The organism is Pseudomonas sp. XWY-1 (assembly GCF_002953115.1).
Classification (GTDB): domain Bacteria; phylum Pseudomonadota; class Gammaproteobacteria; order Pseudomonadales; family Pseudomonadaceae; genus Aquipseudomonas; species Aquipseudomonas alloputida.
This window is the reverse complement of the sequence record NZ_CP026332.1, coordinates 5286158-5299702: the sequence shown is the minus strand read 5'-3', so window position 1 is coordinate 5299702 and position 13545 is coordinate 5286158. Positions and strand designations below refer to the sequence as shown.

Here is a 13545-nt window from a genome sequence, read left to right as displayed (position 1 = left end):
AGCTTTATGCCGTGAATGGGCGTGCCTTGGCCACTAGGCTAATATGACCGCCTATATGAGGAGCCCCTGCATGCAAAACCCACAGAACCTGATCTGGATCGACCTGGAAATGACCGGCCTGGATCCGGACAGCGACGTCATCATCGAAATGGCCACCATCGTCACCGACAGCGAGCTCAATACCTTGGCCGAAGGGCCGGTGATCGCCATCCACCACAGTGACGAAGTGCTGGCGCGCATGGACGAGTGGAACACCCGCACCCATGGTGCTTCGGGGCTGACCCAGCGCGTACGCGAGAGCAAGGTCAGCATGGCCGAAGCCGAGGCACAGACCATCGCCTTCCTCGAGCAGTGGGTGCCTAAAGGCAAGTCGCCGATCTGCGGCAACAGCATCTGCCAGGATCGTCGTTTCCTCTACCGCCACATGCGCAACCTGGAAAACTACTTCCACTACCGCAACCTGGATGTCTCCACCCTCAAGGAACTGGCCGCGCGCTGGGCGCCGGACGTGCGTGACAGCTTCAAGAAGGGCAATACCCACCTGGCGCTGGACGATATCCGCGAATCAATCGCCGAACTGCGTCACTATCGCGAGCACTTCATCAAGCTGTGAGTCGAAACGGCGCAGATATTGTATCTGCGCCCCCTTTTGGTGCCTTGGGCAACTGGTTAGACTGCGCGCCTTTCCTGCACGGACCCGCACCATGTTGTTGATGCTCTACCTTATTGCCATTACCGCCGAAGCCATGACTGGCGCGCTGTCTGCCGGGCGTCGCGGCATGGACTGGTTTGGCGTGGTGCTGATCGCCTGCGTCACTGCGCTTGGGGGCGGCTCGGTGCGTGATGTGCTGCTCGGGCATTATCCGCTGACCTGGGTGAAGCACCCTGAGTACCTGGTGCTGACCAGTTTTGCGGCGCTGCTGACTATTTTCATCGCGCCAATGATGCGCCGCCTTCGCTCGCTGTTCCTGGTGCTCGATGCCCTGGGGTTGGTGGCGTTTACCTTGATAGGTTGCATGACGGCGCTGGAGATGGGGCAGGGCATGCTGGTGGCGTCGATCAGCGGGGTGATCACCGGGGTGTTCGGCGGGATCCTGCGGGATATCTTCTGCAACGACATCCCGCTGGTGTTCCGCCGTGAGCTGTATGCCAGCGTGTCATTTGCGGCGGCCTGGTTCTATCTGGGATGCGTGTATTTCAAGGTGCCGGCGGAGCAGGCGATGTTGCTGACTTTGTTTGGCGGCTTCCTGTTGCGCCTGTTGGCGATACGCTTCCACTGGGAAATGCCCAAGTTCCACTACAACGACCAGCAGTGACGCAATTTACAAGCGCAACATGGCCCTTGTGGGCGCGGGCGTGCCCGCGAACACCGGCGAAGCCGGTGCCATTCCCTGTGTTGCCTGCTTCGCGGGCGCGCCCGCTCCCACAAGGATGGCGCATGCTCTGAGGCTGGTCGCTATTGAGCTCCGTGTCGGGCCAGCGCCCACTCCACATGCTCGCGCACCAATTCCGATTCATCGTCACGCCTGGCCTTCAGCGCTTCGATAACCGGAATCGTGGAGGGCGCATTGCCCAACCCCACCGCCAGGTTGCGCAAGAACCGCTCGTACCCCGCCCGCCGCAAAGGCCCGCCCTCGGTCTTGCGCAGGAAGGTGCGTTCATCCCACAGGAACATCGCCGCCAGGTCGGTATTTTCCAGCCCGTGCCGTGGCTGGAAGTCCTGCTCCTGGCTGTGCTTGGCAAAACGGTTCCAGGGGCAGACGATCTGGCAGTCGTCGCAACCGAACACTCGGTTGCCCATCTTTGCGCGTAAATCGACAGGGATCGCGCCCCTTAGCTCGATGGTCAGGTACGAGATACAGCGCCGCGCATCCAGCACATAGGGCCCCACAAACGCCTGTGTCGGGCAGATGTCCAGGCAGGCCTGACAACGCCCGCAGTGCTCGCTGGTGGTGGCTTCGTCCACCGGCAGCGGCAGGTCGACGAACAGTTCGGCAAGGAAGAAGTAGCTACCCGCCTTGCGGTTGAGCAACAGCGTGTTCTTGCCGATCCAGCCCAGCCCGGCCTGTTCGGCCAAGGCTTTTTCAAGTACCGGGGCGCTGTCTACAAAGGCGCGGTAGCCGAACGGGCCGATGGCCTCCTGAATGCGGTCGGCAAGGAATTGCACGCGCTTGCGCACCAGCTTGTGGTAGTCCCGGCCAAGCGCGTAGCGTGACACGTAGGCCTTCTCGGGCTGGGCCAGGCGCTGCGCCATCTGCGTGTCGCCGGGCAGGTAGTCCATACGTAGCGAGACCACGCGTACCGTGCCGGGGATCAGCTGGTCGGGATGTGACCTTTTGCTGCCGTGGGCGCCCAGGTATTCCATTTCACCCTGATAACCGGCGTCGAGCCAACGCTGCAGGTGGTGTTCGTGTTCGCCAAGGTCGACCCCGGCGATGCCAACATGGGCAAAACCGAGTTCCTGGCCCCAAATCTTGATCGATTGGGCCAGTTGGGCGAGGTCAGGTGTAGAGGCGGACATGGATGGGCAAGGCAATACGGGCTCAGGTGCGTATAATTCTGCCAGACATTGGAGCCTTTGACCCCATGCCGCAGACCAAACACCCCAGTAATGCCCCACAATTGCTCAGCAGCGTGACGGTTGCCCGCCTGCCGCCACGGCAGGCGCATGCCCACAAAGGCGACTTTGGCCATGTACTGGTGGTCGGGGGCGACCTGGGTACCGGAGGCGCTGTGTTGCTCAGTGCCGAAGCCGCCCTGCGTTGCGGCGCCGGGCTGGTCAGCGTGGCAACCCGGCCCGAGCACGTGTCGGCCAGCCTGGCGCGCCTGCCCGAAGTCATGTGCCTGGGTGTCTGTTCGGCCAACCAGCTGATGGGCGTGCTGGAGCGCGCCTCGGTGCTGGTAGTCGGGCCCGGCCTGGGGCAGGCGGCGTGGGGCCGCAGCCTGCTGTCGGCGGTGGCCAACGCCGAGCGGCCGCAAGTGTGGGATGCCGATGCCCTGAATTTGCTGGCGCGCACCCCGCTGGCCCTGCCCAGTGGCAGCATCCTTACTCCACACCCGGGGGAGGCGGCGCGGCTGCTGGGGATTGCCACCGAGGCGGTGCAGGCCGACCGCCCTGGTGCCGCGCGCAAGCTGGCGCGCCGTTATAACAGCGTCTGTGTGCTCAAAGGTGCTGGCACACTGGTGGCAGCCCCGAGCGGGCAGCTGGCGTTGTGCGAGCGCGGGCACCCGGCGATGGCCGGCGCCGGCCTGGGCGATGTGCTGACGGGGGTGCTGGCAGCCCTGTTGGCCCAAGGCCTGGATGCCTGGGGAGCGGGCTGTCTGGGGGTGTGGCTGCACGCCTGTGCCGGCGAGCGCCTTGGGAAAAAAGGTAGAGGCCTGGCGGCCAGTGATCTGGCGCCGGCCATTCGTGAGTTGTTGGAGGAGCATTCTGCGTGTCTGGCTTAAATCTGTTTCTGGCCGATGAAGAGGCCACGGTCAAATTCGGTGCAGCACTGGCTGAGGTGACCGGCGGTCGCGGCGTGATTTTCCTCGAGGGCGACCTGGGCGCGGGTAAAACTACCCTGTCGCGTGGCCTGATCCGCGGTCTGGGCCATACTGGTGCTGTGAAAAGCCCGACGTTCACCGTGGTCGAACCCTATGAAATCGGCGAGGTCCGAGCCTTTCACTTCGACCTGTATCGCCTGGTCGACCCGGAGGAGCTTGAGTTCATGGGCATTCGTGACTATTTCGAGGGCGACCCGCTGTGCCTGTTCGAATGGCCACAAAAGGGTGCGGGCGTTTTGCCAAAGCCTGACCTGACCATTACCATAAGCCCCCAAGCGAGTGGACGCTCGCTGAACCTTTCGCCGCAGGGGGCTCGCGGCGAGGCTTGGTGCGTGGCACTGGCCGAACACTATAAACAGTAAGTGGGGTAGGTATGCGCATACGCGCACTGGTCGCCATCGTTGGGCTGCTGCTGACAACGGTGACCGTTGAGGCTCTGGCCGTCACTCAAGTCAAGAGCATGCGCCTGTGGCGCGCACCGGACAACACGCGGCTGGTCTTCGACCTGTCTGGCCCCGTGCAGCACAGTGTCTTCACCCTGAGCGCACCCGATCGCCTGGTCATCGACATCAATGGCGCAACACTGGCCGCGCCACTGAATGTGGCCACCTCCAACACGCCGATAAGCAATGTGCGTTCGGCACAGCGTACGCCAACCGACCTTCGGGTTGTGGTCGACCTGAAAAAGTCGGTTACCCCGAAAAGCTTCACCCTGGCGCCCAATGCACAGTACGGCAACCGCTTGGTGGTCGACCTGTATGACCAGGAAGCTGACGCTATCGCGGCCAGCGCGCCGCCACCTGCTCCGGCCCCGGTACAAACGCCTGCGACCACGCCGGCGGTACCAGTGACGCCGGCCCAGCCGGCGATCAAGCTACCACCGGTACCCAGTGGCAAGCGTGACATCGTGGTTGCCATCGATGCCGGGCACGGCGGCGAAGACCCTGGCGCTTCCGGCTCGCGTGGCCAGCACGAAAAAGACATCGTGTTGCAGATCGCCAAGGAGCTGCAGCGTCAGATCAACAGCGAAAAAGGTTTCCGTGCAGAGCTGACCCGCACCGGCGATTACTTCATCCCGCTGCGCAAGCGTACGGAAATCGCCCGCAAGAAAGGCGCCGACCTGTTCATTTCGATTCACGCCGACGCGGCCCCGTCACGCGCAGCCTTTGGCGCCTCGGTGTTCGCCCTGTCCGATCGTGGCGCCACCTCCGAGACGGCGCGCTGGCTGGCCGACACGGAAAACCGTTCTGACCTGATCGGTGGTGCGGGTAATGTCAGCCTCGACGACAAGGACCGCATGCTCGCTGGCGTGCTGCTTGATCTGTCGATGACCGCTACGCTCAGCTCCAGCCTCAACGTGGGGCAAAAGGTATTGGGCAACATGGGGCGGGTTACTTCGTTGCACAAGCAGCGCGTGGAGCAGGCCGGGTTCATGGTGCTGAAATCGCCGGATATTCCGTCGATCCTCGTTGAAACCGGGTTCATCTCGAACAACAACGAAGCAGCCAAGCTGGCCTCGTCGAGCCACCAGCAGGCGCTGGCCCGGTCGATCCGTACCGGGGTGCGCCAGTATTTCCAGCAGAACCCGCCGCCCGGCACCTATATCGCCTGGCTGCGTGACACCGGCAAGATCGCCGCCGGCCCGCGTGAACACACCGTACGCCCTGGCGAAACCCTGGCGATGCTCGCCGTGCGTTACCAGGTCAGTGTGGCCAGTCTGCGCAGCATCAACAGCCTGAAGACCGATGAGCTGAAGGTTGGCCAGCGCCTCGATGTACCCGCCACCACCTTGGCCGCGCAATGATGAGTGGCGGTTCGCGAATTCAGCTGCTCAGCCCGCGGCTAGCCAACCAGATTGCCGCCGGCGAGGTTGTCGAGCGGCCTGCGTCTGTGGCCAAGGAACTGCTGGAAAACAGCCTGGACTCCGGTGCCCGGCGCATCGATATCGAAGTCGAGCAGGGCGGCGTCAAACTGCTGAAGGTGCGGGACGATGGCAGCGGTATTTCTGCCGACGATTTGCCGCTGGCCCTGGCCCGACATGCCACCAGCAAGATCCGCGAGCTGGAAGACCTAGAAGGGGTATTGAGCCTGGGCTTCCGTGGCGAGGCCTTGGCCTCGATCAGTTCGGTGGCGCGCCTGACCCTGACCTCGCGTACCGCCAGTGCCAGTGAGGCCTGGCAAGTAGAAACCGAAGGCCGCGACATGACGCCGCGGGTGCAGCCGGCGGCGCACCCGGTCGGTACCTCGGTGGAAGTGCGCGATTTGTTCTTCAATACCCCGGCCAGGCGCAAGTTCCTCAAAGCCGAGAAAACCGAATTCGATCACTTGCAGGAAGTGATCCGGCGGCTGGCGCTGGCCCGTTTCGATGTCGGCTTCCACCTGCGCCACAATGGCAAGAGCATCCTCAGCCTGCACGAGGCCCACGACGAAGTCGCCCGTGCGCGGCGGGTGGGTGCCATCTGCGGCCCGGGCTTCATGGAGCAGGCGCTGCCGATCGACGTGGAACGCAACGGCCTGCGCCTTTGGGGCTGGGTCGGTTTGCCGACGTTCTCGCGCAGCCAGGCAGACCTGCAGTACTTCTTCGTCAATGGCCGGGCAGTGCGCGACAAACTGGTCGCCCATGCCGTGCGTCAGGCCTACCGGGACGTGCTGTTCAACGGCCGCCACCCCACGTTCGTGCTGTTCCTGGAACTGGAGCCCAACGGCGTCGATGTGAACGTGCACCCAACCAAGCATGAAGTACGGTTCCGCGAAGGGCGCTCGGTGCATGACTTCCTGTATGGCACCTTGCACCGTGCCTTGGCCGATGTACGTCCGGAAGACCAGCTGGCCGCACCTGCTGCCGTACCTGAGCTGGTTCGCCCCACCGGCCAGCAGGCCGGTGAGTTCGGGCCCCAGGGTGAAATGCGCCTGGCCTCGCCGGTGCTTGAACAGCCTCGAGCCCCGCAACAGTCGTTTTCCAATGGTGGCAGTGGCGCCGGTTACCAGTATCAGTACACCCCACGTCCCTCGCAGCCGCTGCCGGCCGCAGAGGCACAGGCGGTGTATCGCGAGTTCTATAAGCCGCTGGAAACAGGTGCTGCGCCTGCGACGGCACTGCCCGAAAGCCAGGGCGACATTCCCCCGCTAGGCTATGCCCTGGCGCAGCTCAAGGGTATCTACATCCTGGCCGAGAATGCTGTTGGCCTGGTGCTGGTGGACATGCACGCCGCCCACGAGCGGATAATGTACGAGCGCCTCAAGGTGGCCATGGCCAGCGAGGGCCTGAGCGGCCAGCCGCTGCTGGTGCCGGAGACCCTGGCCCTCAGCCAGCGTGAAGCCGACTGTGCCGAAGAGCATGCACAGTGGTTTCAGCGCCTGGGCTTCGAATTGCAGCGCCTGGGCCCCGAGACCTTGGCGATTCGCCAGATCCCGGCCTTGCTCAAGCAGGCTGAAGCCAACCGCCTGGTGCAGGACGTGCTTGCCGACCTTATGGAGTACGGCACCAGTGATCGCATTCAGGCGCACCTCAACGAGCTGCTCGGCACCATGGCTTGCCACGGCGCCGTGCGCGCCAACCGGCGACTGGCAATTCCCGAGATGAACGCCCTGCTGCGCGACATGGAAAACACCGAGCGCAGCGGCCAGTGCAACCATGGCCGTCCTACCTGGACCCAGATGGGCCTGGACGATCTGGACAAACTTTTCCTGCGCGGTCGATGAAATGAGCGGCAAGCCCCCTGCAATATTCCTGATGGGTCCGACGGCGGCCGGCAAGACCGACCTTGCCATCGAACTGACCACAGTGCTGCCGTGTGAACTGATCAGCGTCGATTCGGCACTTGTCTACCGGGGCATGGATATCGGTTCGGCCAAGCCGTCGAAAGAAGTCCTCGCTGCCCACCCGCACCGGCTGATCGACATTCTCGACCCGGCCCAGAGCTATTCCGCCGCGCAGTTCCGTGCCGACGCGCTGGAGGCCATGGCCGAGATCACCGCGCGCGGCAAGATCCCGCTGCTGGTCGGCGGCACCATGCTCTATTACAAGGCGTTGATCGATGGCCTGGCCGACATGCCGGCCGCCGATGCGGCGGTGCGCGCCGAGCTGGAAGCGCAGGCTGAAGCCCTGGGCCTGGTCGAGCTGCACCGCCAGTTGGCCGAAGTCGACCCGGAGTCCGCAGCACGTATCCACCCCAATGACCCGCAGCGGCTGATCCGGGCATTGGAGGTGTACCGGGTGAGCGGCGAGAGCATGACAGCTCATCGTCGGCGTCAATTCGCGGAAAGTCGCGGCGCAGACGCAGGCGCCGGCGGACATTTGCCCTATACTGTCGCCAGTTTGGCGATTGCTCCTACAGATCGTCACATTTTGCATCAGCGAATTGCGTTACGATTTTCGCAGATGCTGGAACAGGGCTTCGTTGACGAGGTCCGATCGCTGCGAGCCAGAAGTGACTTGCACGCCGGGCTGCCGTCTATACGGGCAGTGGGGTATCGGCAAGTCTGGGATTACCTGGATGGCAAGCTGACTGAGAATGAGATGCGTGAACGCGGTATCATCGCTACCCGGCAGCTCGCCAAGCGGCAGTTCACCTGGTTGCGTGGCTGGCCTGAAGTGCACTGGCTTGACAGCCTGGCCTGCGACAATCTGTCCCGCACCTTGAAATACCTTGGGGCCATCTCCATATTGAGCTGAGTCCCTGCTGATTGCCGTCTATTCTTGCGAAGGGGCGGCCTAATTTATCGATTTTATTGATTTTCTATTATTTATCCTTACAGGAGTGCGGCATATGTCAAAAGGGCATTCGCTACAAGACCCTTACTTGAACACCTTGAGAAAAGAAAAGGTCCCGGTATCCATTTACCTGGTCAACGGTATCAAACTGCAGGGCTCGATCGAATCGTTCGACCAGTTCGTGGTATTGCTGAAGAACACCGTCAGCCAGATGGTCTACAAGCACGCCATCTCGACCGTAGTTCCGGCCCGTCCGGTCCGCCTGCCAAGCCCGACCGACAGCGAGCACGGCGACAGCGAGCCAGGCAACGCCTGATAGGAGCCTGCATTGTTCTTTGAGCGCCACGGTGGTGGTGAGCGGGCGTTGCTCGTTCACTTGGAAGGTCAGAACCCTGAGGCGCGCGAAGACCCGCAGGAGTTTCAGGAGTTGGCATTGTCGGCCGGTGCCGACATCGTCTCGCTGGTCACGGTGACAAGGCATCAGCCTTCCGCCAAATACCTGATTGGCAGTGGCAAGGTCGAAGAGCTGCACGACCTGGTCCATGCCGAACAGGTAGACCTGGTGATTTTCAATCACACCCTCACGCCTAGTCAGGAGCGCAACCTTGAACGTGTGTTCGAGTGTCGTGTGCTCGACCGTACCGGGCTGATTCTCGATATCTTCGCCCAACGGGCGCGTACCCATGAAGGCAAGCTGCAGGTCGAACTGGCCCAGCTGGAGCACATGAGCACGCGGCTGGTGCGCGGCTGGACTCACCTTGAGCGACAAAAAGGTGGTATCGGCCTGCGCGGCCCGGGTGAAACCCAGCTGGAAACCGACCGCCGCCTGTTGCGGGTGCGTATACGCCAGATCAAGTCGCGCCTGGAGAAAGTGCGCAGTCAGCGTGAGCAGGCGCGTCGCGGGCGCAAGCGCGCGGATATCCCCTCGGTGTCGCTGGTGGGTTATACCAACGCCGGCAAGTCCACGCTGTTCAACGCCCTGACCGAATCCGAGGTGTATGCCGCGGACCAGTTGTTCGCCACCCTCGACCCGACCCTGCGCCGGCTCGAGCTCAACGACCTGGGGCCGATCGTGCTGGCCGACACCGTAGGCTTCATTCGCCACCTGCCGCACAAGCTGGTCGAGGCATTTCGGGCTACGCTCGAAGAGTCGAGCAACTCCGACCTGTTGCTGCATGTGATCGACGCCCATGAGCCAGAGCGCATGGAGCAGATCGAGCAGGTGCTGGCGGTGTTGGGCGAGATCGGTGCCGAGGGGTTGCCGATACTGGAGGTGTACAACAAACTCGACTTGCTCGAAGATGTCGAGCCACAGATCCAGCGCAATGCCGATGGCAAGCCGGAACGGGTCTGGGTATCGGCACGCGATGGGCGTGGCCTGGAGCTGGTTGGCCAGGCGGTTGCCGAGTTGCTGGGGGATGATCTGTTTGTCGGTACCCTGTGCCTGGAGCAGCGTTTTGCCCGCTTGCGCGCGCAATTCTTTGCCTTGGGTGCCGTGCAGAGTGAAGAGCATGATGAAGAAGGGCGCAGCCTGCTGAGCGTGCGACTGCCCATGGTCGAACTGAATCGCCTGGTCAGCCGCGAAGGCATGGAGCCGCAAGTGTTTGTCGAGCAACACACTTTGCAATAAATGCTCGTCGAGGTCGCCGGGCAGCAGTGACAGGCATTCTGTAGCATTGGACGGCGCGCCGTGGGCGCGTCTTTGCTTTATCAGATGGAGAGCGCTATGGCTTGGAACGAGCCGGGTGGCAACTCGAACAATCAGGATCCCTGGGGCGGCCGCCGTGGTGGCGGTGGCGGCGGTGGTGACAAGAAAGGTCCACCGGATCTGGACGAGGCCTTCCGCAAACTGCAGGACAGCCTGAATGGCATGTTCGGCGGCAGCAAGAAACGTGGCGGCGGTGATCGCAATGTCGGCAAGGGCGGTGGCCTGGGCCTGCTGGGCATCGGCCTGGCGGTGCTGGCTGCAATCTGGCTGTACAGCGCCGTGTATGTGGTCGACGAGCAGGAGCAGGCGGTTGTGCTGCGCCTCGGCAAGTACTATGAGACGGTCGGTCCCGGCCTGAACATCTACTTCCCGCCGCTTGATCGCAAGTTCATGGAAAACGTCACGCGTGAGCGTGCCTACACCAAGCAGGGCCAGATGCTGACCGAAGACGAGAACATCGTCGAGGTGCCGCTGACCGTCCAGTACAAGATCAGCAACCTGCAGGACTTCGTGCTCAACGTCGACCAGCCTGAGGTGAGCTTGCAGCACGCGACCGAGAGTGCACTGCGTCACGTGGTGGGTTCCACTTCGATGGACCAGGTGTTGACCGAGGGGCGTGAGCAGATGGCCGTGGATATCCGCGAACGCCTGCAGCGCTTCCTCGATACCTACCGTACCGGTATCACCGTTACCCAGGTCAACGTACAGAGCGCGGCAGCCCCGCGTGAAGTGCAGGAAGCCTTCGACGACGTGATCCGCGCCCGCGAAGACGAGCAGCGTGCCCGCAACCAGGCCGAGTCCTATGCCAATGGCGTGGTGCCGGAAGCCCGTGGTCAGGCCCAGCGCATCATCGAGGACGCCAATGGTTACCGCGACGAAGTCATCGCCCGCGCCAAGGGTGAGGCAGACCGCTTCACCAAGCTGCTTGCCGAGTACCGCAAGGCACCTGACGTAACCCGTGAGCGTCTGTATCTGGAGACCATGCAAGAGGTCTACAGCAACTCGAGCAAGGTCATGGTGGCAACCAAGGACGGGCAGAGCAACCTGCTCTACCTGCCGCTGGACAAGATGGTCGAGGGCAGCCGCAGGCCGTCCGTGCCAACCACCAGCGTGTCGCCATCGGCCAACGATGCGGCCGCCCGTGCCGCGCAGGACATGCAACAGCAACAGCAGCCGCTGCGTACTAGGGAGAGCCGCTGATGAGCAATAGATCGCTGATCGCCCTGATCGCCGCCGTGGTCCTGGCCATCGTGGCCTGGAACAGCTTCTACATCGTGTCCCAGACCGAGCGTGCGGTACTGCTGCGCTTCGGTAAGGTGGTCGAGGCGGATGTTCAGCCAGGCTTGCACGTGAAGATTCCATACGTTAACCAGGTGCGCAGGTTCGACGCCCGACTGATGACCCTCGACGCTCCGACCCAGCGGTTCCTGACCCTGGAAAAGAAAGCGGTGATGGTCGACGCCTATGCCAAGTGGCGTGTCAAGGACGCTGAACGCTTCTACACCGCCACGTCCGGCATGAAGCAGATCGCCGACGAGCGTCTGTCGCGTCGTCTGGAAAGTGGCCTGCGCGACCAGTTCGGTAAACGGACCCTGCACGAAGTGGTTTCCGGTGAACGTGACGCGCTGATGGCTGACATCACTGCATCGCTGAACCGCATGGCGAGCAAGGAGCTGGGCATCGAGGTGGTCGACGTGCGCGTCAAGGCCATCGACCTGCCGAAGGAAGTCAACCGCAGCGTGTTCGACCGCATGAGCACCGAGCGTGAGCGTGAAGCCCGCGAGCACCGTGCCAAGGGTAACGAGCTGGCTGAAGGTATCCGTGCCGATGCCGACCGTCAGCGCCGTGTGCTGCTGGCCGAGGCTTATCGCGAAGCAGAAGAAACCCGTGGTGATGGTGATGCCCAGGCGGCCGCTATCTATGCCAAGGCCTACAGCCAGGACGCTGATTTCTATGCGTTCCACCGTAGCCTGCAGGCATACCGCGAGAGCTTCTCGAGCAAGAGCGACGTGATGGTCCTGGATCCGAAGAACGAGTTCTTCCGTTACCTGGACAAGAGCAGGCCTTGATGCTCAGGCCCTGATTTTCATGCAGCGGCGCCCCGCCTGGCAGCTAATGCACCAGGCGGGGTGCATCCTGAATGAAAAGGGGTGTATGATGAGGCAGCCGGGAAATTTCCCGGCTTTTTTGCGTCTGCAAGGTTGATTGGCTCAGCGCCGGTTGACGGTTTGGTCAGCTCGCAAGGCAATTTGAGGGTGTCGGGTACGGTGGCTGCGCTGGGATCAGTGCTGCCCGCTGCTGTGCGCGATACCGGCTTTTCTGACGGTTTGCCTGCTGGCAAGCCGCCCGGACCAGAGGGGAAATGGCGTAATGGCAACGGTAGACCGCTGGCTGCTGCCAGATGGCATCGAGGAAGTACTGCCACCTGAGGCTGCGCGCATCGAGATCGCGCGCCGCCAGGTGTTGGACCTGTTCCAGAGTTGGGGCTACGAACTGGTCGTCACCCCGCATATCGAGTACCTGGAGTCGCTGCTTACCGGCGCCGGCCAGGACCTGGATCAGCGCACCTTCAAGGTAGTGGACCCGCAGTCCGGCCGCCTGATGGGCTTCCGCGCCGACTTCACCCCGCAGGTAGCGCGTATCGATGCGCACACACTGCGCCGTGAAGGCCCGAGCCGGCTGTGCTATGCCGGCAGCGTGCTGCACGCCCAGCCGCGTGCCCTGTCCACCTCGCGCAGCCCGATCCAGCTGGGTGCCGAACTGTACGGCGATGCCAGCCCTACCAGCGACGTCGAAGTCATCAGCCTGATGCTCGCCACGCTGCAACTGGCCGATGTGCCGGATGTGCACATGGACCTGGGCCACGTCGGTATTTACCGCGGCCTGGCCCGTGCCGCCGGCCTGTCTGGCGCGGTCGAACAGCAGTTGTTCGACGCCATGCAACGCAAGGCTGTCGATGAAGTGCAGGCGCTGACCGCCGACCTGCCGAAAGACCTGGGCAGCATGCTGCGCGCTCTGGTCGAGCTATGCGGTGGTCGTGAAGTACTGGCTGAAGCCCGCGTGCGCCTCGGTCGCGCCCCGGCCAGCGTGCTGGCGGCGCTGGACGACCTGCTGGCAATCGCTGATCGCCTGGCGTCGCGCTACCCGGACCTGCCGCTGTACTTCGACCTCGGCGAGCTGCGGGGTTACCACTACCACACGGGCGTGGTGTTCGCCGTGTTCGTGCCAGGCGAAGGCCAATCGATCGCCCAGGGCGGTCGCTACGACGATATCGGCGCCGACTTTGGCCGGGCACGCCCGGCTACCGGCTTCTCCACGGATTTGAAGACCCTGGTCACACTGGGGCGAGCGGAGGTCGTATTGCCAACTGGCGGCATCTGGATGCCGGACAGTGGCGATGCGGCCCTCTGGCAGCAAGTCTGCCAGTTGCGCAACGAGGGCCAGCGTGTGGTTCAGGCTCTGCCTGGCCAGCCGTTGAGTGCTGCTCTCGAGGCGGATTGTGATCGGCAATTGATTCAGCAAGACGGGCGCTGGCAGGTTCTGCCGCTGGCCCAGTGAGTTTCTGCGTCGGCAACAG

At 63.0% G+C, this 13545-nt stretch carries 13 protein-coding genes; 12 read left to right on the top strand and 1 reads right to left on the bottom strand.

Translation table 11 applies throughout. From position 1 onward, the window contains the following. Positions 1 to 70: 70 nt before the first annotated feature. Complete coding sequence (gene orn / locus PRJ_RS24835; protein ID WP_003249514.1) at positions 71 to 613, top strand: oligoribonuclease; 543 nt, start codon at positions 71 to 73, stop codon at positions 611 to 613. 91 nt (positions 614 to 704) lie between these two features. Then, entirely contained in the window at positions 705 to 1316 is a 612-nt protein-coding gene (locus tag PRJ_RS24830) for a trimeric intracellular cation channel family protein (RefSeq protein WP_020193322.1), read from the top strand. A 140-nt stretch (positions 1317 to 1456) separates the two neighbouring features. Here the strand turns inward: PRJ_RS24830 and queG are convergent, their stop codons facing one another. Beyond that, on the bottom strand, positions 1457 to 2521 hold the full coding sequence (gene queG / locus PRJ_RS24825) for a tRNA epoxyqueuosine(34) reductase QueG (RefSeq protein ID WP_104962648.1): 1065 nt from the start codon (positions 2519 to 2521) through the stop codon (positions 1457 to 1459). Between the two features lie 65 nt (positions 2522 to 2586). On the opposite strand from queG, the gene PRJ_RS24820 reads away from it, so the two are divergent. The 10 genes from PRJ_RS24820 (at position 2587) to PRJ_RS24775 (ending at position 13526) form a co-directional block, all read left to right on the top strand. Beyond that, positions 2587 to 3447, top strand: a complete 861-nt coding sequence (locus PRJ_RS24820; protein ID WP_104962921.1) for an NAD(P)H-hydrate dehydratase — start codon at positions 2587 to 2589, stop codon at positions 3445 to 3447. After that, positions 3435 to 3908 carry a tRNA (adenosine(37)-N6)-threonylcarbamoyltransferase complex ATPase subunit type 1 TsaE gene (tsaE, locus tag PRJ_RS24815; RefSeq protein WP_003249523.1) on the top strand — a complete coding sequence of 158 codons (474 nt, stop codon included), beginning with the start codon at positions 3435 to 3437 and terminating at the stop codon, positions 3906 to 3908. Before PRJ_RS24820 ends, tsaE begins: the two co-directional genes overlap by 13 nt. A gap of 11 nt (positions 3909 to 3919) precedes the next feature. Next, complete coding sequence (locus PRJ_RS24810) at positions 3920 to 5350, top strand: N-acetylmuramoyl-L-alanine amidase (RefSeq protein WP_104962647.1); 1431 nt, start codon at positions 3920 to 3922, stop codon at positions 5348 to 5350. Further along, positions 5350 to 7248, top strand: coding sequence for a DNA mismatch repair endonuclease MutL (mutL, locus tag PRJ_RS24805; RefSeq protein ID WP_104962646.1), 1899 nt, complete (start codon positions 5350 to 5352; stop codon positions 7246 to 7248). Before PRJ_RS24810 ends, mutL begins: the two co-directional genes overlap by 1 nt. 1 nt (position 7249) lies before the next feature. After that, complete coding sequence (miaA, locus tag PRJ_RS24800) at positions 7250 to 8221, top strand: tRNA (adenosine(37)-N6)-dimethylallyltransferase MiaA (RefSeq protein WP_104962645.1); 972 nt, start codon at positions 7250 to 7252, stop codon at positions 8219 to 8221. A gap of 94 nt (positions 8222 to 8315) precedes the next feature. Next, the gene (hfq, locus tag PRJ_RS24795; protein ID WP_003249532.1) at positions 8316 to 8576 is read left to right on the top strand and encodes an RNA chaperone Hfq; all 261 of its coding nucleotides are present in this window, start codon (positions 8316 to 8318) and stop codon (positions 8574 to 8576) included. A gap of 12 nt (positions 8577 to 8588) precedes the next feature. Continuing rightward, positions 8589 to 9890, top strand: coding sequence for a ribosome rescue GTPase HflX (gene hflX, locus PRJ_RS24790; RefSeq protein WP_012274456.1), 1302 nt, complete (start codon positions 8589 to 8591; stop codon positions 9888 to 9890). 96 nt (positions 9891 to 9986) lie between these two features. Beyond that, on the top strand, positions 9987 to 11168 hold the full coding sequence (gene hflK / locus PRJ_RS24785) for an FtsH protease activity modulator HflK (protein ID WP_104962644.1): 1182 nt from the start codon (positions 9987 to 9989) through the stop codon (positions 11166 to 11168). Next, entirely contained in the window at positions 11168 to 12037 is an 870-nt protein-coding gene (gene hflC, locus PRJ_RS24780; protein WP_014592592.1) for a protease modulator HflC, read from the top strand. The genes hflK and hflC overlap by 1 nt, the downstream gene beginning before the upstream one ends. A gap of 301 nt (positions 12038 to 12338) precedes the next feature. Then, complete coding sequence (locus PRJ_RS24775; RefSeq protein ID WP_010955481.1) at positions 12339 to 13526, top strand: ATP phosphoribosyltransferase regulatory subunit; 1188 nt, start codon at positions 12339 to 12341, stop codon at positions 13524 to 13526. The last annotated feature ends 19 nt before the right edge of the window (positions 13527 to 13545 follow it).

Bases quoted from the DNA above. Each gene is read 5' to 3' on its own strand.
- orn (WP_003249514.1), top strand. From the start codon at position 71: ATGCAAAACCCACAGAACCTGATCTGGATCGACCTGGAAATGACCGGC.
- hflC (WP_014592592.1), top strand. From the start codon at position 11,168: ATGAGCAATAGATCGCTGATCGCCCTGATCGCCGCCGTGGTCCTGGCC.
- hflK (WP_104962644.1), top strand. From the start codon at position 9,987: ATGGCTTGGAACGAGCCGGGTGGCAACTCGAACAATCAGGATCCCTGG.
- hfq (WP_003249532.1), top strand. From the start codon at position 8,316: ATGTCAAAAGGGCATTCGCTACAAGACCCTTACTTGAACACCTTGAGA.
- PRJ_RS24775 (WP_010955481.1), top strand. From the start codon at position 12,339: ATGGCAACGGTAGACCGCTGGCTGCTGCCAGATGGCATCGAGGAAGTA.
- PRJ_RS24820 (WP_104962921.1), top strand. From the start codon at position 2,587: ATGCCGCAGACCAAACACCCCAGTAATGCCCCACAATTGCTCAGCAGC.
- PRJ_RS24810 (WP_104962647.1), top strand. From the start codon at position 3,920: ATGCGCATACGCGCACTGGTCGCCATCGTTGGGCTGCTGCTGACAACG.
- miaA (WP_104962645.1), top strand. From the start codon at position 7,250: ATGAGCGGCAAGCCCCCTGCAATATTCCTGATGGGTCCGACGGCGGCC.
- queG (WP_104962648.1), bottom strand. From the start codon at position 2,521: ATGTCCGCCTCTACACCTGACCTCGCCCAACTGGCCCAATCGATCAAG.
- PRJ_RS24830 (WP_020193322.1), top strand. From the start codon at position 705: ATGTTGTTGATGCTCTACCTTATTGCCATTACCGCCGAAGCCATGACT.
- mutL (WP_104962646.1), top strand. From the start codon at position 5,350: ATGAGTGGCGGTTCGCGAATTCAGCTGCTCAGCCCGCGGCTAGCCAAC.